19 protein-coding genes and 1 riboswitch are annotated in these 21544 nt (G+C 74.8%); of the genes, 11 read left to right on the top strand and 8 right to left on the bottom strand.

All coding sequences use genetic code 11. The features are described 5' to 3' along the window. Positions 1-17: 17 nt before the first annotated feature. On the top strand, positions 18-881 hold the full coding sequence (gene otsB / locus SNE206_RS04575; protein ID WP_407912038.1) for a trehalose-phosphatase: 864 nt from the start codon (positions 18-20) through the stop codon (positions 879-881). Here the strand turns inward: otsB and SNE206_RS04580 are convergent. Continuing rightward, positions 865-2334 (bottom strand): trehalose-6-phosphate synthase, encoded by a 1470-nt coding sequence (locus SNE206_RS04580; protein ID WP_407912039.1) that lies wholly within the window; start codon positions 2332-2334, stop codon positions 865-867. The genes otsB and SNE206_RS04580 overlap by 17 nt on opposite strands. Positions 2335-2408: 74 nt before the next feature. Continuing rightward, positions 2409-3413, bottom strand: a complete 1005-nt coding sequence (locus SNE206_RS04585) for a glucosyl-3-phosphoglycerate synthase (RefSeq protein ID WP_407912040.1) — start codon at positions 3411-3413, stop codon at positions 2409-2411. A 138-nt stretch (positions 3414-3551) separates the two neighbouring features. After that, a riboswitch (SAM riboswitch) is annotated at positions 3552-3683 on the top strand. A 17-nt stretch (positions 3684-3700) separates the two neighbouring features. Between SNE206_RS04585 and thrC the strand changes: the two genes are divergently transcribed. The 6 genes from thrC (at position 3701) to SNE206_RS04615 (ending at position 8865) form a co-directional block, all read left to right on the top strand. Next, complete coding sequence (gene thrC, locus SNE206_RS04590; RefSeq protein ID WP_407912041.1) at positions 3701-4969, top strand: threonine synthase; 1269 nt, start codon at positions 3701-3703, stop codon at positions 4967-4969. Between the two features lie 32 nt (positions 4970-5001). Further along, positions 5002-5280 carry a MoaD/ThiS family protein gene (locus SNE206_RS04595; RefSeq protein ID WP_407912042.1) on the top strand — a complete coding sequence of 93 codons (279 nt, stop codon included), beginning with the start codon at positions 5002-5004 and terminating at the stop codon, positions 5278-5280. A gap of 659 nt (positions 5281-5939) precedes the next feature. Next, positions 5940-6146, top strand: a complete 207-nt coding sequence (locus SNE206_RS04600; RefSeq protein ID WP_100888966.1) for a cold-shock protein — start codon at positions 5940-5942, stop codon at positions 6144-6146. A gap of 332 nt (positions 6147-6478) precedes the next feature. Then, positions 6479-8101 carry a chaperonin GroEL gene (gene groL / locus SNE206_RS04605; protein ID WP_407912043.1) on the top strand — a complete coding sequence of 541 codons (1623 nt, stop codon included), beginning with the start codon at positions 6479-6481 and terminating at the stop codon, positions 8099-8101. A 141-nt stretch (positions 8102-8242) separates the two neighbouring features. Continuing rightward, positions 8243-8599 carry a hypothetical protein gene (locus SNE206_RS04610; protein WP_407912044.1) on the top strand — a complete coding sequence of 119 codons (357 nt, stop codon included), beginning with the start codon at positions 8243-8245 and terminating at the stop codon, positions 8597-8599. Beyond that, positions 8596-8865 (top strand): DUF4031 domain-containing protein, encoded by a 270-nt coding sequence (locus tag SNE206_RS04615; protein ID WP_407912045.1) that lies wholly within the window; start codon positions 8596-8598, stop codon positions 8863-8865. The genes SNE206_RS04610 and SNE206_RS04615 overlap by 4 nt, the downstream gene beginning before the upstream one ends. Here SNE206_RS04615 and SNE206_RS04620 read toward each other — a convergent pair. Next, on the bottom strand, positions 8846-9475 hold the full coding sequence (locus SNE206_RS04620; RefSeq protein ID WP_407912046.1) for a hypothetical protein: 630 nt from the start codon (positions 9473-9475) through the stop codon (positions 8846-8848). The two genes, SNE206_RS04615 and SNE206_RS04620, sit on opposite strands and share 20 nt — an antisense overlap. Before the next feature lie 289 nt (positions 9476-9764). On the opposite strand from SNE206_RS04620, the gene SNE206_RS04625 reads away from it, so the two are divergent. Continuing rightward, positions 9765-10451: a copper homeostasis protein CutC gene (locus tag SNE206_RS04625; protein ID WP_407912047.1), complete on the top strand. Its 687-nt coding sequence runs from the start codon at positions 9765-9767 to the stop codon at positions 10449-10451. Positions 10452-10572: 121 nt separating this feature from the next. Here SNE206_RS04625 and SNE206_RS04630 read toward each other — a convergent pair whose 3' ends face one another. Then, positions 10573-12720: a HelD family protein gene (locus SNE206_RS04630; protein ID WP_407912048.1), complete on the bottom strand. Its 2148-nt coding sequence runs from the start codon at positions 12718-12720 to the stop codon at positions 10573-10575. Positions 12721-13228: 508 nt separating this feature from the next. Here SNE206_RS04630 and SNE206_RS04635 point away from each other — a divergent pair. Further along, the gene (locus tag SNE206_RS04635; RefSeq protein WP_407912049.1) at positions 13229-13405 is read left to right on the top strand and encodes a hypothetical protein; all 177 of its coding nucleotides are present in this window, start codon (positions 13229-13231) and stop codon (positions 13403-13405) included. Between the two features lie 114 nt (positions 13406-13519). Here SNE206_RS04635 and SNE206_RS04640 read toward each other — a convergent pair whose 3' ends face one another. Further along, positions 13520-15154, bottom strand: a complete 1635-nt coding sequence (locus tag SNE206_RS04640; protein ID WP_407912050.1) for a DNA repair helicase XPB — start codon at positions 15152-15154, stop codon at positions 13520-13522. Positions 15155-15251: 97 nt separating this feature from the next. Here SNE206_RS04640 and SNE206_RS04645 point away from each other — a divergent pair, with 97 nt between their 5' ends. After that, positions 15252-15518, top strand: a complete 267-nt coding sequence (locus SNE206_RS04645; protein ID WP_407912051.1) for a hypothetical protein — start codon at positions 15252-15254, stop codon at positions 15516-15518. Positions 15519-15556: 38 nt separating this feature from the next. Here SNE206_RS04645 and SNE206_RS04650 read toward each other — a convergent pair whose 3' ends face one another. After that, positions 15557-18088 carry a helicase-associated domain-containing protein gene (locus SNE206_RS04650; RefSeq protein WP_407912053.1) on the bottom strand — a complete coding sequence of 844 codons (2532 nt, stop codon included), beginning with the start codon at positions 18086-18088 and terminating at the stop codon, positions 15557-15559. 209 nt (positions 18089-18297) lie between these two features. On the opposite strand from SNE206_RS04650, the gene SNE206_RS04655 reads away from it, so the two are divergent. Then, positions 18298-19176 (top strand): hypothetical protein, encoded by an 879-nt coding sequence (locus SNE206_RS04655; protein ID WP_407912054.1) that lies wholly within the window; start codon positions 18298-18300, stop codon positions 19174-19176. A gap of 15 nt (positions 19177-19191) precedes the next feature. Here SNE206_RS04655 and SNE206_RS04660 read toward each other — a convergent pair whose 3' ends face one another. After that, on the bottom strand, positions 19192-20214 hold the full coding sequence (locus SNE206_RS04660) for an ABC transporter substrate-binding protein (RefSeq protein ID WP_407912055.1): 1023 nt from the start codon (positions 20212-20214) through the stop codon (positions 19192-19194). A 145-nt stretch (positions 20215-20359) separates the two neighbouring features. After that, on the bottom strand, positions 20360-21496 hold the full coding sequence (locus SNE206_RS04665) for an alpha/beta hydrolase (RefSeq protein WP_407912056.1): 1137 nt from the start codon (positions 21494-21496) through the stop codon (positions 20360-20362). Positions 21497-21544: the final 48 nt, after the last annotated feature.

Below are 21544 nucleotides of genomic sequence, written 5' to 3' on the forward strand. Positions count from 1 at the left end.
TGGGTACGGTCCCAGGCATGGGCATTCCTGAGCACCTCGTACCGAGCACCCCGGCCGGCCGGGACGGTCTGGCGGCACTGCGGGCCGACCCCGGCGGGGCCGTGCTGGCCTTCGACTTCGACGGCACGCTCGCGCCGATCGTCGCCGACCCCGACGCCGCCCGGGCCCACCCCGCCGCGGCCGCCGCGCTCGCCGCGCTCGCGCCGTTCGTCGACGCGGTCGCCGTGGTCACCGGCCGGCCCGCGGCGCTGGCCGTCGAGTACGGCGGCTTCGCCGGCGTGCCCGGCCTGGAGCACCTGACCGTCCTCGGGCAGTACGGCGCCGAGCGGTGGGACGCCCGCACCGGCGCGCTCACCGCCCCCGAGCCGCCGCCCGGCGTGGCCGCCGTGCGGGCCGCGCTGCCCGCCGTGCTCGCCCGCGAGGGCGCACCCGGGGGAACCTGGACGGAGGACAAGGGCCGCGCACTGGCCGTGCACACCCGCCGCACCGCCGAGCCGCAGCAGGCCATGGACGCGCTCCGCGCCCCGCTCGCCGCGCTCGCCGCCGAGCACGGCCTGATGGTCGAGCCGGGCCGTTTCGTGCTGGAACTCCGTCCGCCGGGCGTCGACAAGGGCGGCGCCCTGGCGGCCTTCCTCGCCGAGCGGCCCGCCGCCCGCACCGTGGTCTACGCGGGCGACGACCTCGGCGACCTGGCCGCGTACGCAGCCGTCGAGAAGCGCCGCACCGAGGGCCTGCCGGGCCTGCTGGTGTGCAGCGGTCCCACCACCGGCGAGGCGCCGGTGCGCGAGCTGGCCGACCGGGCCGACGTCGTCGTCGCGGGCCCGGCCGGCCTGGTGGAGCTGCTGGAGGCGCTCGCCGGGGAGCTCAGCGCAGGGCGTTGAGCTGGTCCAGGAACCACTGCTGCGGGGGCAGCGCGGTGGCCGCGGCGGCGAGCCGCTTGGTGCGGTCGGCGCGCTCCCCCGCGGGCATGGTGAGCGCCTGGTGCAGGGCCTCCGCGGTGGCGATCACGTCGTAGGGATTGACCGTGAGCGCGTCCTCGGCGAGCTCGGCGTACGCGCCGGCCTCGCGGGAGAGCACGAGCGCGCAGCCGTGGTCGGAGACCACGGGGATCTCCTTGGCGACGAGGTTCATGCCGTCCCGGATCGGGTTGACCAGGGCGACGTCGGCGAGCCGGTAGGCCGCCAGCGACCGCGGGAAGTCGTCGTTGACGTGCAGGATCAGCGGCTGCCAGGAGGCGGTGGCGAACTCGTCGTCGATCTCGTGCGCGATCCGCTGCACCGCCGCCGTGTACTCGCGGTACTCCGGCAGGTCGTGCCGGGACGGGTACGCGAAGGCGACGTGCACGACCCGGTCCAGCCACTCGGGACGGCTGCGCAGCAGGTGCCGGTAGGCGAGCAGCCCGCGGACGATGTTCTTGCTGAGCTCGGTGCGGTCGACCCGGACGATCGTCCGCCGGTCGCCCACGGCCTCCTGCAGCGCCGCGAGCCGGGCGTCGACGTCCGGCCGGTGCGCGCGCTCCCGCAGGAAGTCGGCGTCCGCGCCGAGCCCGTGCACGCCCAGGTGCGTGGTGCGCCCGGCGTGGGTGACCGTGCGCGCCGCCCGGTCGACGGTGGCCCCGAGCACGGCCTCGCAGCAGTCGGCGAAGGCGAGCGCCCAGCGCTCGGTGAGGAAACCGGCCCGGTCGGCGCCCAGGATGCCGGTGAGCACCTCGGCGGCGACGTCGTCGGGCAGCAGCCGGTAGTACTCGGGCGGCGCCCACGGGGTGTGCGAGAAGTGCCCGATCCGCAGGTCCGGGCGGAGCCGGCGGAGCTGCGCCGGGGCGAGCGAGAGGTGGTAGTCCTGCACGAGCACGGCGGCGCCGGGGGCCGCCTCGGCGGCGAGCGCCTCGGCGAAGGCGGTGTTGTACGCCGTGTAGGAGTCCCACTCGCGGCGGAAGCGGTCGTCGAAGACCGGGCTGACCGGGGTGTCGTACAGCAGGTGGTGGACGAACCAGAGGGTGGAGTTGGCGATGCCGTTGTAGGCCCGTGCGAAGGTGCCGGGCTCGATGTCCAGCATCCGGACGGCCTGGCCGCCGACGTCGTGCCCGGCGCGGTCCAGCCGGCCGTCCGGTGCCTGCCGGGCGGCCGTGCGGTCGGCGTCGCCGAGCGCGGCGCACACCCACACCGCGGACGGGTCGTCGATCGCGGACAGCCCCGAGACCAGCCCGCCGCCGCCTCTGCGGAGGGTCAGGGTGCCGTCGTCCTCGCTGGTGAAGGACACCGGGCCCCGGTTCGAGGCCACCAGGACGGGGGCGGCGCCGGACTGCTGCGGAGGTTCGAACGCGAGATCGGCCATATCCCCTAGCTTGCCGCCGGACCGGGGCGGCAAACCATTCGGCGGCGTTCCGGCCGGGTCGCCGCGCCGGCCGCTCAGCGCTCCCGGTACTCGGCGACCGTCCGCATCGGCGGCCGCTCCAGCGCCGTCACCGGGTGGGTGTGCGCGGTGAAGCCGCTGGTGCCCGGGTCACGGGTGAACTGCGTGAGCAGCGGGTGCACGAGGTCCTCGGCCGCCTTCAGCCGGTCCGCGCGGTCGAGCCGGTCCAGGGCGGTGCGGTAGATCGTGGCGGCCATCCGTCCGAGGGCCTGTCCGTCCTGGTGGCGGTGGTGCCGCACCCCGACGTCGACCTGCGCCAGCGCGTCCAGCCCGGCCGTCCCCAGGGCGTCGACCAGCAGGCCCAGCTCCACCCCGTACCCGGTGGGGAACGGCAGCCGCTCCAGCAGCGAGCGGCGCGCCGCGTACTCGCCGCCGAGCGGCTGCACGAAGCCCGCCAGCTGCGGCCAGTGCATGTTCAGCAGCGGCCGGGCGACCAGCTCGGTGACCCGGCCGCCGCCGGCCGGCACGACCGCGCCGTCGGTCTCCAGCGGCCGGTCGTACATCGCCTTCACCAGCTCGATGCCGGGATCGGTGAGGAGCGGGCCGACGATCCCCGAGACGAAGGCCGGGTCGAACTCGCGCAGGTCGGCGTCGATGAAGCAGACGATCGCGCCGGACGTCGCCAGCAGCGACCGCCAGAGCACCTCGCCCTTGCCGTGGACGGCGGGCAGCCCCGGCAGGATGTCGTCGCGGTGCACCACCCGCGCGCCGGCGGCCCGGGCGGTCTCCGCGGTGCGGTCGACCGAGCCGGAGTCGACCACCACCAGTTCGTCGACCAGCCGGTGGCGCTCCATCAGCTCCTCGCGGATCGCGGTCACGATCTCGCCGACGGTCGGTTCCTCGTCCAGCGCGGGCAGGACCACGCTGACCGTCCCGTCCCGTCCCGCCGCCCGTTTGGCGGCGAGCAGCAGCTCCACCGGGCGATCGGCCGCCGCCCAGGAGCGGCGGCGCAGCCAGGTCGCCACCTCCGGGAGGACGTCGGGACGGGGCAGCTCGGTCACGGTCTCGCTCCTCGTAACTTCTCGTCTCGCGTATCGGACGCGGGGTCTCGGCCCGCAGGCCTTCGGTTACAGTCTTCGTACTGCGGTCGCGCCTTCGCACGCCGGGGTCGCCGCAGCGCAGGACCGACAACTTCACAGAGCTCATCCAGAGGGACTGAGGGAACGGCCCGTCGACGTCCCGGCAACCTTCTCGCAGGGCGGTCACAGGCCCCCGCGGGACAGGTGCCAATTCCGTCCTGTGGCGCGCCCGCGTCACGGGGAAGATGAGGAGAGAGGCCTCCGCCACCATGGCTACCGCTACCCCTGCCACCGTTGACCTCGGCCCCGCCGCCGCGCTGTCCTGTCGCGAGTGCGGCACCCGCTTCCCGCTCGGACCGAGCTTCGCGTGCCTGGAGTGCTTCGGTCCGCTGGAGATCGCGTACGACTACGACGGCTACGACGCCGAGGAGCTCCGCAAGGCCATCGAGGCCGGCCCGGCCAGCATCTGGCGCTACGCCCCGCTGCTCCCCGTGCCCGCCGACGTCGCCGGCAAGCCCAACCTGAACCCCGGCTGGACCCCCCTCGTGAAGGCCGACAACCTCGGCCGTGAGCTCGGCTTCACCGCCCAGCTGCACGTCAAGGACGACTCCGGCAACCCGACGCACTCCTTCAAGGACCGCGTCGTCGCCTGCGCGATCGAGGCCGCCCGCGCCTTCGACTTCACCACGCTCTCCTGCTCGTCCACCGGCAACCTCGCCGGCGCGGTCGGCGCGGCCGCCGCCCGGGCGGGCTTCAAGTCCTGCGTGTTCATCCCGCACGACCTGGAGCAGGGCAAGATCGTCATGGCCGGCGTGTACGGCGGCGCCCTGGTCGGCATCGACGGCAACTACGACGACGTGAACCGCTTCTGCTCCGAGCTGATCGGCGACCCGATCGGCGAGGGCTGGGGCTTCGTGAACGTCAACCTCCGCCCGTACTACGGCGAGGGCTCCAAGACGCTCGCCTTCGAGATCTGCGAGCAGCTCGGCTGGCGCCTCCCGGAGCAGCTGGTCGTCCCGATCGCCTCGGGCTCCCAGCTCACCAAGATCGACAAGGGCCTGCAGGAGCTGATCAAGCTCGGCCTGGTCGAGGACCGTCCCTACAAGATCTTCGGCGCCCAGGCCGAGGGCTGCTCCCCGGTCTCCGCCGCCTTCAAGGCCGGCCACGACGTGATCCGCCCGGTCAAGCCGAACACCATCGCCAAGTCGCTGGCGATCGGCAACCCGGCCGACGGCCCGTACGTCCTCGACATCGCCCGCCGCACCGGCGGCACCGTCGAGGACGTCACCGACACCGAGGTGGTGGCCGCCATCAAGCTCCTGGCACGCACCGAGGGCATCTTCGCCGAGACCGCCGGCGGCGTGACGATCGGCGTGCTCAAGAAGCTGGTCGAGACCGGGCAGCTCGACCCGTCGAAGGAGACCGTCGCCATCAACACCGGCGACGGCCTGAAGACCCTCGACGCGGTCGCCGACTCCGGCCTCACCGCCACCATCCGCCCGACGCTGGAGTCCTTCCGCGCCGCCGGCCTCGTCTGAGCCCCCCTCACCACGTCCGCAAGGAGCACCGTATGAGCGCCACCGTCCGCATCCCGACCATCCTGCGCACCTACACCGGCGGCTCCGCCGAGGTCACCGCCGAGGGCACCACCCTGGCCGCCGTCATCGCGGACCTGGAGCAGAACCACGCCGGCATCGCCGCGCGCATCCTGGACGACGCCGGCAAGCTGCGCCGCTTCGTCAACGTCTACGTGAACGACGACGACGTGCGCTTCGCCGAGGGCCTGGAGACGGAGATCAAGGACGGCGCCAGCATCTCGATCATCCCCGCGGTGGCCGGCGGCTGCTGAGGCCCCGCCACGCGGACGGCCCCGGTCGCACCGGGCCGTCCGCGACGCGTACGCACCACCGGAGCCGCCGCCGGGAACGGAATGCCTTTTTCCGTTACCGGCGGCGGCTCCTGCCGTGCCCGGTGGAATTCGACGGGTCATGGGAGGAGTAGAGTGCCGAACGTGGCAGCGCCTCCCTCCGCGACGTCGCCCCTGAACTGCCGTAATACCCGGAATTCCCCGCGCGGCCGCGCCGGCCGGGCTGCGGGCGCCGGGCGCCCGGGCGGGCCGCAGGCCCCGTCCGCCCGCTGAGACGCCGCACGAAGGGCGCCAGGGCGAATCTGTCAGGCAAGTGTCAGAATTCCTGCAGCGTTATGTCGTGCTGCGCCCGTTATGTCCCGCGCGAATTGCGAAGATATGGCGCTTTCATCCCGTGATATCCCCCGGGATGGTGCGGGAATTCCCAGAAGTTGGCTCTGTTGCACAGGGCTCCTGTCCGGATACATTCAGCCGCGGTCGACGCATTCACCCGCCTGTCGGCCCCCTCCGCGGGGGCTCGTGCGGTGGTCTGCGGCGTACAGGCTGTGCCCAAGGGGGGGTTCCCTCGGGCCGGCCCACCGGACCTGGGAACGCATCCTGCGGACCCGTGAATGGCCAGCACAGCACAAGGGGAGTTCGGAATGGCTCAGGGCACCGTCAAGTGGTTCAACGCGGAGAAGGGCTACGGCTTCATCGCGGTCGACGGTGGTGCGGACGTCTTCGTCCACTACAGCGCGATCCAGATGGACGGCTACCGCACCCTCGAGGAGGGCCAGCGGGTCGAGTTCGAGATCTCCCAGGGTCAGAAGGGGCCGCAGGCGGACATGGTCCGTGCTGCTGCGGCCTGACACTGCGACCTGCGGAGCCCTCGGCTCGTCCCGAGCTGGTGGTCACACCTCGTCTTCGCGAAGGCCCGTACGACACCGTCGTACGGGCCTTCGACGTGTCCGGGCACGGGGTGCGGGCGGTGAATCATCCGGGCGGACACGGCGATCGGGCTTGCACTCGCCATCCGAGAGTGCTAACTATTGGCGTTAGCACTCACAGCATGAGAGTGACAAGCGGACCGGGTCGGTGAGGCCCCGGCGAGCGGTAGGGGAATGGACCCCCGCTCACAGGGCCGTCCGTCGCGGGCACCTCTGGTCCGAGCAGTCGACCGTGTCCCGGAGGACCACTTCTGATGGCCAAGATCATCGCCTTTGATGAGGAAGCTCGCCGCGGCCTTGAGCGCGGCATGAACCAGCTTGCCGACGCAGTGAAGGTCACGCTCGGCCCCAAGGGTCGCAACGTCGTTCTGGAGAAGAAGTGGGGCGCCCCCACGATCACCAACGACGGTGTCTCCATCGCCAAGGAGATCGAGCTCGAGGACCCGTACGAGAAGATCGGCGCGGAGCTCGTCAAGGAGGTCGCCAAGAAGACCGACGACGTCGCGGGCGACGGCACCACCACCGCCACCGTGCTCGCCCAGGCGCTCGTGCGCGAGGGCCTGCGCAACGTCGCCGCCGGCGCCAACCCGATGGCCCTCAAGCGCGGCATCGAGAAGGCCGTCACCGCGGTCTCCGACCAGCTCCTGGCCCAGGCCAAGGACGTCGAGACCAAGGAGCAGATCGCCTCCACCGCCTCGATCTCCGCCGCCGACACCCAGATCGGCGAGCTCATCGCCGAGGCGATGGACAAGGTCGGCAAGGAAGGCGTCATCACCGTCGAGGAGAGCAACACCTTCGGTCTGGAGCTTGAGCTCACCGAGGGCATGCGCTTCGACAAGGGCTACATCTCCGCGTACTTCGCCACCGACCTGGAGCGCATGGAGACCAGCTTCGAGGACCCCTACATCCTCATCGCGAACTCCAAGATCAGCTCGGTCAAGGACCTCCTCCCGCTGCTGGAGAAGGTCATGCAGAGCGGCAAGCCGCTCGTCATCATCGCCGAGGACGTCGACGGCGAGGCGCTGTCGACCCTGGTCGTGAACAAGATCCGCGGCACCTTCAAGTCCGTCGCCGTCAAGGCCCCGGGCTTCGGCGACCGCCGCAAGGCCATGCTCGGCGACATCGCCATCCTCACCGGTGGCACCGTCATCTCCGAGGAGGTCGGCCTCAAGCTGGAGAACGCCGGTCTCGACCTGCTGGGCAGCGCCCGCAAGGTCGTCATCACCAAGGACGAGACGACCATCGTCGACGGTGGCGGCGACAGCGACCAGGTCGCCGGCCGCGTGAACCAGATCCGCGCCGAGATCGAGAACAGCGACTCGGACTACGACCGCGAGAAGCTCCAGGAGCGCCTCGCCAAGCTGGCCGGCGGCGTCGCCGTCATCAAGGCCGGCGCGGCGACCGAGGTCGAGCTCAAGGAGCGCAAGCACCGCATCGAGGACGCCGTCCGCAACGCGAAGGCCGCCGTCGAGGAGGGCATCGTCGCCGGTGGCGGCGTCGCGCTGCTCCAGGCCTCGGTCGTCTTCGACAAGCTGGAGCTGGAGGGCGACGAGGCCACCGGTGCCAACATCGTCAAGGTCGCGCTGGAGGCCCCGATCAAGCAGATCGCGACCAACGCCGGCCTCGAAGGCGGTGTCGTGGTGGAGAAGGTGCGCAACCTCCCCGCCGGCCACGGCCTGAACGCCGCCACCAACGAGTACGTCGACCTCATCGCCGCGGGCATCATCGACCCGGCCAAGGTCACCCGCTCCGCGCTGCAGAACGCCGCCTCCATCGCGGCGCTCTTCCTCACCACCGAGGCCGTCATCGCCGACAAGCCGGAGAAGGCCTCCGCGGCCGCCGGCGGCGGCATGCCGGGCGGTGACATGGACTTCTGATCCCCTGCGGATCAGCGGTTCCGATCGTCCCGCGAGGGCGGTCTCCCCACGGGGAGGCCGCCCTCGCGGCGTTCCCGCCCGCCGCACCCCGCCGGGCACCGGGCCTCCCGGGTCCGCGACGGGCTGCGCGACAATGGGGGGATGGCCAGCCCTGAGATCGAAGCCGCCCTGCACGCCGCCCGTGCGCTGATCCTCGCCGACCTGACCGCCCGCGACGTCGCCGACGCCGCCGTCGTCTCGCTCGTCGAGAACGCCGTCACGCACCGCCGGTGGTGGCTGGAGCAGTGGCCCGACGGCACGGAGTACGTCCTCGGGCTGGTCGCCCAGGACGTGCAGGACGCCCTGCTGGAGGCGTACGGCCGCTGGCCGCTCTGCGAGGCCTGCGCGGCCGGGGGCGACCCGCACGCGCTGGGCGTCGAACCCGAGCTCGGCCCCGAACCGCACTGGGTGTGCGGCAAGGAGGGCGTGGCCGTCGCCGCCGTCGGGCACCTCGCGTGATCCTCATCGACCCGCCGACCTGGCCCGGTCACGGCAGGCTGTGGTCGCACCTCGTGAGCGACACGGGCTACGAGGAGCTGCACGCCTTCGCCGTGCTGCTCGGCGCTCCCGCGAAGGGCTTCGAGCGCGACCACTACGACATCCCGGCGGCCTGGTACGACCGCGCGGTCGAGCTCGGCGCCGAGCCGGTCGGCTCCAAGGAGCTGGTGGCCCGGCTGACCGCGGCCGGGCTGCGCCGCCGGAAGGCTAGCTTTCGAGACGGCTGAGCTCGGACGCCAGGTTCGTCCGGGCCGCCGCGTCGAAGCGGTCCCGGGCCTGCGCGGTGCGGTAGAGCGCCGGCAGTGCCAGCAGCTGCCGCAGGATCGCGGCGCGGCCCGCCCGGAAGGCGTCCTCCGGCACGAACGCGTACTCCTCGCGGACCTCGGCCGCGTACGCCGCGTACCGCTCCGGGGCCGACCCGAGGATCGCCAGGTCGGCGTCGCACAGCACCTCGCCGTTGCGGTCGCCCGCGGCGCAGTCGTGACCGGCCGTCAGGCGGACCAGCCGGGCGACCTCCTGGACGGACTCCTCCGCCAGCCCGGCCTCCCGCAGGGCGCGGACGGCGAGCTGGGCGCTGCGCTCCTCGTTCTCGGACCGGTCGGGCCGGTACACCGCGTCGTGGAACCACGCGGCCAGCCGCACCGCGTCGGCGTCGGCGGCGAGCGGGGCCAGCGCGTCGACGTGGTCGAGCACCGCGCGCAGGTGGCCGACGGCGTGGTAGCGGCGCTGCGGTTCGGCCCAGCGGGCCAGCAGGTCGCGGCCGTACGGCTCCGGGTCGGCGGTGGCGCCGCACCGGGCCAGCAGGGCGTTCCAGCGGTCGAGCAGGGCATCGGTCATGACGGTCATTCTGCTGCACCCGGGATTCCGCCGATCGGTGGACCCACAGGCCGTCCTGATGCGCACCGGCACCCCGTGCGGGGCCCCCGGCCGACTGCTCCGGCAGGGTCCGGCAGGGTCCGGCAGGGGTCCGGTCGAGGCCGGCCGGGAGGAGGCCGCCGCCCGGCCTCCGCCGGCGCGCCGCGGTCGCCGGCCGGCTCCCGGCGGGCCGTCGCCCCCTGCGGCGCCGGGCCGACGGATCGGGGGAGGGGGCTCGCCGGGGGGCGGGCCCGTGTGGCAAGGTAGCGATATGTCTAGACCAATTGTGGAAGTCATCGCGCTGACCGCCCAGGACGCCCTGGCCGCCGAGTCCGGCGGCGCCGACCGCCTGGAACTGGTCACCGACATGGCCGCCGACGGGCTGACCCCGTCGGTGGCCGACTTCGCGGCCATCCGGGCCGCCGTCGCCCTCCCGCTCCGGGTGATGCTCCGCATCCGCGACGGCTTCACCCCCGGCGACCTCGACGACCTGCTCGCCCGCACCGCCGCCCTGCGGGCCGAGGGCGCCGAGGAGTTCGTCCTCGGATTCCTCGACGCCGACGGCGCGGTCGACCTGGCCGCCACCACCGCCGTCGCCGAGGCGGTGGCGGGCTGCCGCTGGACCTTCCACCGGGCCATCGACCACAGCGCCGACCGCTCCGCAGTCCGCGCGGCCGTCGCCGACCTCCCCGGCCTGGACACCTTCCTCACCTCCGGCTCCCCGGCCGGCGTCGACGCGGGCCAGGGCGTCCTGGAGGGCGAGCTCGCCAAGGCCGGCGACCCCGGCTACCGCCAGCGCATCCTGGTCGGCGGCGGCCTGCGGGCCGAGCACGTGCCCGGGCTCCGCGCGGCCGGCTTCGACGCGTTCCACATCGGCGGGGCCGTCCGCGTCGACGGCTGGACGACGCCGGTCGACCCCGCCAAGGTCGCGGCCTGGCGCGCCCTGGCCGACGCCTGACCAGCGCCTGGACGCCTGACCGGCGCCTGGACGCTGGACGCCTGACCGGCGCCTGACCGACGGCCGCCCGGCGTCCGGCCGTCAGTCAGCCGTCAGCCGTCAGTCAGCCGTCAGCCTGCCGTCAGTCGGCCAGCTGGGCCGGCAGCGGCTCCGCGTGCAGCACCTGCAGGCCGGAGACCGCCCGGGTGAGCGCCACGTAGAGGCGGCGCAGCCCGGTCCGCTCGTCGGGCTCGCCCGCCACCACCGCGGCGGGCTCGTCGAGCACCACGTAGTCGTACTCCAGGCCCTTCGCCAGCGAGGCCGGCACCAGGGTCAGCCGGGCCTCGGCCGACGTCTCCGCGCCCGGGTCGAGGTACGGCAGCCCGGCCGCGGCGAGTGCCCCGGCGAGCAGCGGGATCCGGTCGTCCGCCGCGATCAGCCCGGTCGACCCCTCGAAGTCCAGGGCGGTGCGGCACGCCGCCACGACGGCGCCCGGCAGGTCGTCGTCGACCTTCCGGACCACCAGCGAGCCCGGCGCGTCGCGCACCGACCCGGCCGGTGCCAGCCCCGGTGCGATCGACGGCAGCAGCCGCGACGCGTACGCGATGACCTCCTCCGGCACCCGGAAGCCCTGCGTCAGCTCCTCCACGTGCGCGCCCGGCTTGCCCAGGTGGTGCAGGGCCTCCGGCCAGCTCGCCGTCGCCCACGGCGTCGTCCCCTGCGCGAGGTCGCCCAGGACGGTCGCCGAACCGGTCGAGCACCGCCGGCCGACCGCCCGGTACTGCATCGGCGAGAGGTCCTGGGCCTCGTCGAGCACCACGTGGCCGAGCGACGCGGTCCGCTGCACCAGGTCGCCCGCCTCGTCGACGAGCACCGCGTCGGCCGCCGACCACGGCGCCGTCCGCGGCGACCGGGGCGGCTTCGCCCACCGCACCGCGTCCTGCTCGTCCGCCGTCAGCACGCCGTCCGCGCACGCCGCGAGGAACTCCGCGTCCGACAGCAGCCGGTGCACCAGCTTCACCGGGTCGACCGGCGGCCAGCACTCCTTCACCACGGCCCTGACCGCGGCGTTGCGCGCCACGGCGTCCTGCACACGGTCGTCCGGTGCCTCGCCGCCGTGCTCCATCTTCACCAGCACCGTGTGGGCGATCCGCTGCGGCAGCGCCTCGCGGGCGGCGCCGTACCGGACGTCCCGGGCGCGCAGCTCCTCGATGATCTCCGTCAGCTCGTGCACCGGGACGCGCCAGCGCCGCGATCCCCGGACGACGACGCAGGGCTCCGACGGCAGCGTGATGCCGGACCGCACCGCGCGCCGCAGCACCTCGGCCATCCGGGCGTCGCCCTTGACCGTCGCCGCCGCCGCGGTGTCCGTGCCGCGCACCTCCACGTGCGCCACCAGCTGCTGGACGGTCGCCTGCGCGACGTCCAGCTCGCCGAGCGCCGGCAGCACCTGCTCGATGTACTGCAGGAACGAGCTGTTCGGCCCGATCACCAGCGTGCCGGTGCGGGCCAGCCTGTCCCGGTGCGCGTACAGCAGGTAGGCGACACGGTGCAGGCCGACCGCGGTCTTCCCGGTGCCCGGGGCGCCCTGCACGCAGACCGTGCCGCCGATGTCGGCGCGCACGATCTCGTCCTGCTCGGGCTGGATGGTGGCCACGATGTCGCGCATCGGGCCGACGCGCGGCTTCTCGATCTCCGCCGCGAGCAGTGCGGACCGGGTGTCGGTCTCCGCCGGGTCCGACAGGTGCTCGTCCTCGTACGCCGTCAGTTCACCGCCCGTGTAACCGAAACGGCGGCGCCGCTCGACGTCCAGCGGGTCCTTGCGGCTGGCCCGGTAGAACGGCTGCGAGACCGGCGCCCGCCAGTCGATCACCATCGGGTCGCCGCTCGCGTCGTGCACGTGCCGGCGCCCGATGTAGAACCGCTCGCCCGCGCCGCCCTCGGCCAGCTCCTCGCTGATCGCGTGCAGGTAGTCGAGGCGGCCGAAGAACAGCGGGGTGTGCGCCAGGTCGGCGAGCGCGAGGATGCGCTGCTCGATCTGGTGCTGCAGCACCGCCGCGGAGACCCAGGTGCCGGTGACGTCGCGCAGGTCGAGCGACTCGACGTCCTCGCGCATCGCACGCAGCGCCGCGCGCGAGGACGCCAGATGGTCGCGCTCGCGCTGCAGCGGATCGGCGGCGCCGGCGGCACCGGTGGCGGCGGTGCCGATGGTGGGGGTGGTGGGGGAGTGCACGGCGAACCTTCCCGGCTGCCCCGCCCGCACGGGACCGTACGGGGGCAGCGGACTCATCGTCAAAGCTCACGGCAGAAGGACACCGGCCGGTTGCCGAGCGGCCGGACCTCCCCCGGCTGCCGCACGACGGGGCACCACGGTTCGGGAGGGGCAGACCGGCGATGATAGCCGATCGGCCGCGAACCGTGCGAAGGCTTTGCCGAGGGCGGGCCCCGGTGCCTGCGGTGTCTGCGGTGCCTCCGGGGTCCGCCCGACGGCGGGCGGCAGGGCCGTCACCACCCGGATGGGGGCGGGCGCCCGGACCGCCCGTGAGCCGTCGGCCGGGCCCCGCCCCGACCGTCCCGGACGCCTCGGGGCTGCGGTCCGCACCCGTCCCGGCGGCTGCCCGGATCCGGCCGGCGGAGGCGCTCCGCCGCTGGCCCGCGCCCCTCGGGGCCTCCGCTCTCGGGGGCGTCACCCGCAGGACGTCGGGGTCGGGGTCCGCCGGAAGGACGACGCCCGGGCGGTCGCACGGCCGACCTCCGGCCGATGTGCGGCCGGCGGCCGGCTCCTTACCGTGGAACGCATGAGAAACGCACCGGACCACCCCGCAGCCCGACCCGCAGCCCACGCCGACGCCCCGCGCACCGCCGCGGGCCCCCGGCACCGCAGCCCGGTGGCGAGGGCCGTCCGCAACGTCGGGATCATGCTCGACACCGCCGCCCGGGTCGTCCTCCTGGGACGCGACGGCGTCGCCTCCTGAGCCACCGGGCCCCAGGCCCCGGCCCCCGGCCACCTGCCACCTGCCATCGGGCGCCGGCCGCCGGCCACCGGGACCGCGCGCCGGCCCCGGGCACCCTGCCCGCCGGACCGCCCGTCAGATGTCGTCCGCGTCGACGATCCGGTAGGCGTAGCCCTGCTCGGCGAGGAAGCGCTGCCGGTGCGCCGCGAAGTCCTGGTCGACGGTGTCACGGGCGACGACCGAGTAGAAGTGCGCCATGTGGCCGTCCGACTTGGGCCGCAGCACCCGGCCGAGGCGCTGCGCCTCCTCCTGCCGGGAGCCGAACGTGCCGGACACCTGGATGGCGACGGTCGCCTCCGGCAGGTCGATGGAGAAGTTCGCCACCTTGGAGACCACCAGCACGCTGATCTCCTTGGTGCGGAACGCCTCGAACAGCTTCTCCCGCTGGGCGTTCGACGTCTCGCCCTTGATCACCGGCGCGCCGAGCACCTCGCCGAGCTCGTCCAGCTGGTCGATGTACTGGCCGATGACCAGCGTCTGGTCCTTCTCGTGCTTGCGGACGAGGGCCTCCACCACCCGTCGCTTGGTCGCGGTGGTCGAGCAGAACCGGTAGCGCTCCTCGGCCTCCGCCGTGGCGTACATCAGGCGTTCCGAGTCGGAGAGCGTCACCCGCACCTCCACACAGTCGGCGGGCGCGATGTAGCCCTGCGCCTCGATCTCCTTCCACGGGGCGTCGAAGCGCTTGGGCCCGATCAGGGAGAACACGTCGCCCTCGCGGCCGTCCTCGCGGACCAGGGTCGCCGTGAGGCCGAGCCGCCGCCGGGCCTGCAGGTCGGCGGTGAACTTGAAGACCGGTGCGGGCAGCAGGTGCACCTCGTCGTAGACGACCAGGCCCCAGTTGCGGGCGTCGAACAGCTCCAGGTGCGGGTAGACGCCCTTCCGGCGGGTGGTCATCACCTGGTACGTCGCGATGGTGACCGGCCGGATCTCCTTGCGGGTGCCGCTGTACTCGCCGATCTCCTCCTCGGTCAGCGAGGTGCGCTTCACCAGCTCGTGCTTCCACTGCCGGGCCGAGACGGTGTTGGTGACGAGGATCAGCGTCGTCGACTTGGCCTCCGCCATGGCCGCGGCCCCGACCAGCGTCTTGCCGGCGCCGCACGGCAGCACCACGACGCCGCTGCCGCCGTGCCAGAAGCCCTCCACCGCCTGCTGCTGGTAGGGGCGCAGGGCCCAGCCGTTCTGGTCCAGCTCGATCGGGTGGGCCTCGCCGTCCACGTAGCCGGCGTGGTCCTCGGCGGGCCAGCCGAGCTTGAGGAGGGTCTGCTTGATCTGGCCGCGCTCCGAGGGGTGCACGACCACGGTGTCGGGGTCGATGCGGGCGCCGACCAGCGGGGCGACCTTCTTGGAGCGCAGCACCTCCTCCAGCACCGGCCGGTCGGTGCTGGAGAGCACCAGACCGTGGACGGGGTGCTTCTGGAGCTGCAGCCGCCCGTAGCGGCCCATGGTGTCGGCGATGTCCACCAGCAGCGCGTGCGGCACCGGGTAGCGCGAGTACGACACCAGGGCGTCCACGACCTGCTCGGCGTCGTGGCCGGCCGCCCGGGCGTTCCACAGGCCGAGCGGGGTGACGCGGTAGGTGTGCACGTGCTCGGGCGCGCGCTCCAGCTCGGCGAACGGCGCGATCACCCGCCGGCAGTCCGCCGCCCGGGGATGGTCGATCTCCAGCAGCAGCGTCTTGTCGCTCTGCACGATGAGCGGTCCGTCGTTCACGCGGGAAGCCTCCGGTACGTCGTGTCGCAGACTTTCCAGTGTCCCGCACTCGGGGGGCGTGCGGTGACCGGACGGCGGGCGGCTCGTTGGGCTGTTCATGAACAAGCGCTTTCTCGCCGCCGTCGCGCTCTCCGGAGCCGCCCTCGCCTCGTCCCTCGGGGCCGGCCAGGCCCACGCCGCGGAGCCCGGTCTCGACACCGTCGCCGACATGGGGCAGCCCGGCGGGCTGCTCGGTGCGGCCGCCTTCACCACCACCGGGCTGCTGACCGGCATGCAGCCCAAGATCCCGGACCCGCAGACCTTCGTCGAGCAGGCCAAGCAGCAGAAGGCCGACCAGGACGCGAAGGCCGCCCAGGGCCACTGACCCGCCCGCCCCGCCGTCCCCTCCCGGGGCGGCGGGCCTCAGGCCGGTTCGTCGACCTCGGCGACGCCGGTGATCCGGTGCAGGGCGAACGTCCGGACCTCGTCCGACAGGTGGTCGTAGGCGGTGACGAACCCGCCCTCGACCTTGACCGGGTCGACCACCCGCTGGGAGGCGATGCCCTCGGCGTTGACGAAGCCGATCCACATCCGCTCGCCGAGCAGCACCGCCGTCTGCAGGGCCGCCAGGGTGTCCGCCGCCGCGGTGCGCGGCAGCTGCCGCAGGTCGGTGCGGGCGGGACCGGTCTGCGTCCTCGTCGCCGCCGGGCCCGCCACGGTCTCCCGGCGGACGGCGGTCGCCGCGCGGTCGCCCGCACGGATCGCCCGGACCGCCGCGCCGAGCAGGGCGGAGTCGGGCCGCGGCGGCCCGTCGGGCACCGGCGCGGGGGCGCTGCGCGGCGGGGTGCGCCGGCTGTCCGGCCGGGTGACGAGCACGTCGCCCTCGGCGGACTCCGCCGCCGGCGCGTACCCCATCGTCCGCAGCACGGCGAGCAGGGTCTCCGGGGGGGCCTGCGCGGCGAGCACGGTCGGGGCGATCATGCGCAGCCGCAGCTCGACGGCGCGGCGGTCCGCGAGCACCTCGTTGAGCAGCGACGGGTCGTCGCACCGCAGGTACGAGGAGGCGGCACCGACCCGGAGCACGCCGTGCCGGCGGGCCACGTCGTCGATCAGGTAGGCGAGCGGCTGCGGCACCGGGGTGCGGGAGTGCTGGGAGAGGAACCCGTGCAGGTCGGCGGCGGTGCGGCCGGCGTCCAGGGCGCGCCGCACGGACTCCGCGGAGAAGCGGTAGACCGTCGCCCCGCCCTTCGACTCGACGTCCGCGCACAGGGCGAGCGCCTGCGAGAGCGGGGTGAGCAGCGGCCCCGGCGCGATGGCGGTCAGGTCGGGCTGCAGGATGACGTGGTCGAGGGGCTTCGGGAGCAGCGGTCCGAGCAGCGGCACCGGATCCCTGCCGTCCAGCAGGGCCCGGGCGGGGGCGGCGAGGGCGCCGCGGCCGGTGACCCCGAGCATCTCGGCCTCGTGAAGGGTCCAGTCGGTGAGGTGGTCGCGCAGGTCGCGGCCGTCGGCGGCGCTGGCCCCGCCGCGCAGCGGGCGCTGCCAGCGCAGCACGGGCAGCAGCGTGGTGGCGGTCGCGGTGCCGCCGGCGGGCAGGCCGGCGAGGAGCTGCAGCACCGCCCGGCGGACGGCCGGGGCGAGGGTGCGGTCGAGTTCGGGGCCGAGGGCGGCCCGGGTCTTGCCCTTGCCGTCGGGGGTGCCGGCGAGTCCGGCGACGCGGGTGGCGGTGAGCCAGCCGGTGGCGAGCCGTGCCCAGCGTTCGGCGACCGGCTGCTGCAGCCAGGTGTCGTAGGCGGGGGTGGGGGCCCACCGCTCGTCCGCCTCGCCGTCGGCGGCGAGCAGGCCGGCCGCGTAGGCGAGTTCCAGCCAGAAGGCGGCGGTCGGCTCGGGGCATTCCAGGGTGAGGGCGGCACGCTTGAGGTCGCGGACGCCGAGCCCGCCGGCCCGCAGGGTGGGCGGCGGCTGCAGGCCCCAGGCGTCGAGGATCTCCTCGACGGTGCGGACGGCGGTGTACGCCTGGCCGGCCGCGGCGGTGTCGGCGACGGCCGGATCCCGGTCGGCGGTGGGGGTGATCGCGGGAGGGGCCGCCTCGACCGTGCGGTGGCTGCGCCCGCCGCGCAGGTGGAGGGCGAGCTCGCGGGGCAGCACGACGGAGCCCGGCCCGGACGGCAGCAGCATCCCGCGGGCGAGCAGCCACTCCAGCGGGGTGCGCGCCTGGTCGGCGGTGACGGGGCGGGCGGCGTCGGGCAGCGTGCCGGTGGGCGGGCCCCACACGAGCCGGTCGAGCAGGGCGAGGGCGGGCGCCGGGGCACCGGCCAGCAGTGCCGTGCACTGCTTGCGGTCCTCGAACAGTCCGGCCAGGGCGGCGACGGCGGTCACCGGGTCGGGGGTGGCGGGCAGGCCCGCCCCGGCGAGCAGCTCCTGCAGGCGGGCCGGTGACATGCCCGTCGTGGCGTCGGCGACGGTCGGGCCGAGGCCGGTGCGGCCCGGGTTGGCGGCGCTCGGGGCGAGCGCCTCGCGGACGGCGATGACGAGCCGGAGTGCCTGGTCGGGGCCCCAGAGCAGGGCCCGGCTGCGCAGTTCGGCGAGCGCGCCGGGCAGGGCGGCGGTGACGGCGGCCCGGTCCACGGGGTCGGCCTGCGGGTGCGGCCTGACCCGGGCGGGGCCGGTCAGCAGGTTGCGGACGACGGTGTCGGGGCCGCCGTCCGGCGCGGCGGCCAGTGCCTCGGCGACCTGGAGGGTGAAGCGGTCGAGGCGTTCGAGGGCGCGCAGCGCGGAGGCGCGCCCGGAGAGCCGGGCGGAGAGCTGGGTGAGGTCGCCCGGTACGGGGTTCAGCAGGTCGGGCCTGGCCCGCAGCAGCCCGGCGAGCTCCTCGTCGCTGCGGGCACGGAGCTCCTCGGCGAGGGTGCGGGGTGCGGTCGTCCGCGTACGGGAGGCGCCGCTCTGCTGCGTGGTCATCCGACCCAGGTTAGTCGGCCCGGGTGACCGCGGCCCAGTGCCGGGGACGCGGCAGGGTGCCGCGGGGCGGGACACCGGGCGTGGCGGGCGCGCCGCGGGTGCCGCGGGCGCGGGTGTTCCGGCCCGGCGGCGCCTCTCGCCGGGACGGGGTACGAGTCGGTACCGTCGGCACGGTCGGGGGCGGGCCGAGCGGGCAGGGGGTGCGGGCGATGGCGGACGGCGGGGCCGGAGGCACGGCGGAGGACGGCGCGGGCGGCGAGGGCGCGCGAGGCGGCGGGAGCGGTCCCGTCGGGGAGTGGTGGCGGATCGAACGCCCGGCCCGGGTGCTCGGGCCGCCCCGCAGGCCCGCCGACGACGACCACGGGGACGGGGCGGGCGTGTACGCCTCCGGCAGCCAGGCGCCGCCCGTACCGCCTGCGCCGCCCGTACCGCCTGCCCCGCGGCCGTCCGGGCCGTCCGGGCCGTCCGCCGGAGGGCCGGCCTTCGGGTCGGGCGCGCCGGTGCAGGGCTTTCCCGGCTGGGACGTGCGGTTCGAACCGGAGGAGCCGCAGGCGGAGGCCGTGCCCGCCCCGCGGGCGGAGCCGGAGCCCGCGCCCGTCGAGGCGCTGCCCGCGGCGCCGACCGGGGGCCGCGCCCGTCGGGGCCGCCGGGCCGCGTCCGGCCCGGCGGGGGGAGCCGCGGGCCCGAAGGCGGGGGACGCGAAGGCCGCAGGCCCGAAGGCGGGCGCCGTGCGGGCCCCGCGACGGCCGTCGCCGCTGCTGCTGTTCGCGGCCCTGGCACTGCTGGCCGGGGCGGTGACGGGGCAGCTGCTGGTCATGCTGCTGGGCTGGGGCGCGGCCTACCTGTCGCGCCGGCTGTCGGACGCCGTCCGCAAGTTCGTGGTGCTGGGCACCCCGCTGGCCGCGCTGGGCGCCGAGGCGGTCTGGTACTGGGGCCGCACCGCGGGCCGCTGGGGCGAGCCGCTGGCGGAGGGGGCGCCGATGAACGAGGCGCTGTGGGCGGCGGCGCCGGGCGTGCTGCGGGTGGCGGCGGTGCTGACGGCGCTGGCCGTGCTGCTGCTGACGCTGCGCCGCCGGGCCGAGGGGTAGGCCGGCGGTGCGGGCTCAGCCGCCGAGGAAGCGCTGGAGTTCGCCGATGAGCAGGTTGGCCCCGGTGTAGCCGACGCCCTGGAACCACAGCTGGTCGTCGACGGGGAAGGCCCGGTGCGCGCGGACGACGCCCAGGGACTGCCAGACGGGGCCGGCGAGGGTCGCGGTGGTGCCCGCGCGGCCGGGGTCGCCGTAGGTGGCGTAGAAGAGGAAGTCGGCGTCGGCGCGGCCGAGCTGGCCGGGCGGCAGGTCGATCTCGTCCTGGGCGGTGTTCTGGAGGTCGGGGCGGCCGAGTCCGAGGTCGGTGAACACGGTGCCGAGGAAGCTCTGCCGACCGTAGGTGCGTACGCCGGGCGGCGGCCCCTCGACGAACCGCAGGACGCTGATGCGCCGGCCGCCCGACCCGGCGTCGCGGATCACGGCGGTCGCGCGGTCGGTGTGCCGGCGGTACTCGGAGGTGACGGCCGCGGCCTGTTCCTGGCGGCCGAGGGTCTGGGCGTGCAGCTGGAAGTTCTCCTTCCACGGCGGGCCGGGGGTGCGGGTGAGGACGGTGGGGGCGATCCGCTGCAGGGTGGCGAGGCGGGTGCCGTCGCGGTCCTGGCTGCCGAGGACGACCTGCGGCTCCACGGCGCGGATGCGGGCCGGGTCGGGGCTGCCGGTGTCGCCGACGTGGGCGATCTCGGCGAGGCGGGAGGCGGGCCAGTAGTCGGGCAGGCCGGGGTCGAGGGCGGACCGGGTGGCGCCGACGGGGGTGATGCCGAGGGTCATGGCGGAGTCGAGTTCGGGGCTGCCGAGCACGACGACGCGCACGGGCCCGCCGGGCACGGCGACCGGGCCGGTCGCCGTGGTCACCGTGACGCTGGGGGTGGGACGCGGGCTGGGGCTGTCGGTGGGCGTGGCGCCGCCGGCGGAGGCGGCGGGGGCCGTGCTGCGGACGCTGTGCGTGGTGCAGCCGGTCAGGGCCGTGCCGGTCAGGGCGGCGCCGGTGCCGGCGGCGAGGGCGGTCAGGACGGCCCGGCGGGTCGGCTGGTGCGGCATCGGGACCTCCCGTGAGGCGGGCATCTCCGACCGATTATGGGTGATTTGCCCGCTTTCTCCGGGGAGCCGTTCCCGCCGCAGCCGTTCCCGTCGCGGCCGTTCCCGCCCCAGCCGTTCCCGCCGCAGCCGTCGGCGGCGGGGCCGGTCACGGCCGCGGGTCGGTGAGGTGCTCGCCGAGCCAGCCCAGCGAGGCGGGCAGCATCCGCGACCAGGTGTGGAAGTTGTGGCCGCCGGTGTCGAGGGTGATCGAGGAGATCTTCGTCGGGCCGTCCCCGGCGGCGGCGGTGAAGCGCCGGGTGGCGGCGTAGTAGTCGCCGTCGCCCTCGCGGCTGCCGCCGACGAGCAGGGCCACGGGCGGGTGCGGCCGGTGGCCGAGGCGCCAGGTCAGGTCGGCGTCCTCGCGCCGGTGCTCGTCGCCGTGGAAGAGGTCGCCGGTGGTGGCGTCCTCGGCGGCCCGGTAGTAGCCGGAGAGCGAGACGGCCGCGGAGAAGACGTCCGGGTGGCGCATGGCGAGCTTCAGCGCGCAGTAGCCGCCGGTGGAGTTGCCGATCAGGCCCCAGCTGCCGGGCCCGTCGGCGACCCGGTACGCGGCGCGGACGGCGGCGGGCACGTCGCGGGTGAAGTAGCTGTCGGCCTGCGGCCCGCCGGGGACGTCCTCGCACTCGGTGTCCCGCGGCATCGCGGGGGAGGGGCGCATCAGGACGAGCACGGTCGGCTTCGTCCGGCCCTCGCGGAGGAGCTGCAGCTCGGTGGCCGGGTAGTTGAGCTTGGTGATGAGGTTGCGGGCGTCGCCGGGGAATCCGGTGATGGCGATCGCGGCGGGGAAGCGCCGGTTCTCGTACGCGGGCTGGAAGTACTGCGGCGGCAGGTAGACGTACCCCTCGGTGGACAGCCCCGTCCCCGCGCCGGGGATGCGGACCTTCTCCAGGCGTCCGACCTCGGCGGGGGCGCGGCCGAGGGTGTTGCTGCTGCGGATGTTCTCGGCGGAGATCCGCCGTACGCCGTGGTCGCGGCCGTCGAGCCGGTTCTGGATGGTCACCGGGCCGTCGTCACCGGTGCCGAGGAGGTCCTGCCAGCTGCTGTAGAAGGCGAAGTAGTTGTTGGCGAGCAGTCCGAGGGTGCACATCACGGCGAGCTGGGTGCCGATGACGGTGCCGAGCCTTCCGGCGACGGCCGTCCAGGTGGGCCGGGCGAGCCGGGGCCAGAGCCAGACGGTGGCCACGACGGCGGCCGTGGTCATCAGCGCGGACAGCGCGAGGACCTTGTGGCTGGTCAGTCCCATGGCATGCGCTCCCGTTCCCCGTGGTCAGCCTCAGTTTCAAGGATGGCC

The sequence above is a fragment of the Kitasatospora sp. NE20-6 genome (assembly GCF_045862635.1).

Coding starts and splice junctions, on each gene's coding strand:
- otsB (WP_407912038.1), top strand. CDS start 18: ATGGGCATTCCTGAGCACCTCGTACCGAGCACCCCGGCCGGCCGGGAC.
- SNE206_RS04580 (WP_407912039.1), bottom strand. CDS start 2,334: ATGGCCGATCTCGCGTTCGAACCTCCGCAGCAGTCCGGCGCCGCCCCC.
- thrC (WP_407912041.1), top strand. CDS start 3,701: ATGGCTACCGCTACCCCTGCCACCGTTGACCTCGGCCCCGCCGCCGCG.
- SNE206_RS04595 (WP_407912042.1), top strand. CDS start 5,002: ATGAGCGCCACCGTCCGCATCCCGACCATCCTGCGCACCTACACCGGC.
- SNE206_RS04600 (WP_100888966.1), top strand. CDS start 5,940: ATGGCTCAGGGCACCGTCAAGTGGTTCAACGCGGAGAAGGGCTACGGC.
- groL (WP_407912043.1), top strand. CDS start 6,479: ATGGCCAAGATCATCGCCTTTGATGAGGAAGCTCGCCGCGGCCTTGAG.
- SNE206_RS04610 (WP_407912044.1), top strand. CDS start 8,243: ATGGCCAGCCCTGAGATCGAAGCCGCCCTGCACGCCGCCCGTGCGCTG.
- SNE206_RS04620 (WP_407912046.1), bottom strand. CDS start 9,475: ATGACCGATGCCCTGCTCGACCGCTGGAACGCCCTGCTGGCCCGGTGC.
- SNE206_RS04625 (WP_407912047.1), top strand. CDS start 9,765: ATGTCTAGACCAATTGTGGAAGTCATCGCGCTGACCGCCCAGGACGCC.
- SNE206_RS04630 (WP_407912048.1), bottom strand. CDS start 12,720: ATGAGTCCGCTGCCCCCGTACGGTCCCGTGCGGGCGGGGCAGCCGGGA.
- SNE206_RS04635 (WP_407912049.1), top strand. CDS start 13,229: ATGAGAAACGCACCGGACCACCCCGCAGCCCGACCCGCAGCCCACGCC.
- SNE206_RS04645 (WP_407912051.1), top strand. CDS start 15,252: ATGAACAAGCGCTTTCTCGCCGCCGTCGCGCTCTCCGGAGCCGCCCTC.
- SNE206_RS04650 (WP_407912053.1), bottom strand. CDS start 18,088: ATGACCACGCAGCAGAGCGGCGCCTCCCGTACGCGGACGACCGCACCC.
- SNE206_RS04655 (WP_407912054.1), top strand. CDS start 18,298: ATGGCGGACGGCGGGGCCGGAGGCACGGCGGAGGACGGCGCGGGCGGC.
- SNE206_RS04660 (WP_407912055.1), bottom strand. CDS start 20,214: ATGCCGCACCAGCCGACCCGCCGGGCCGTCCTGACCGCCCTCGCCGCC.
- SNE206_RS04665 (WP_407912056.1), bottom strand. CDS start 21,496: ATGGGACTGACCAGCCACAAGGTCCTCGCGCTGTCCGCGCTGATGACC.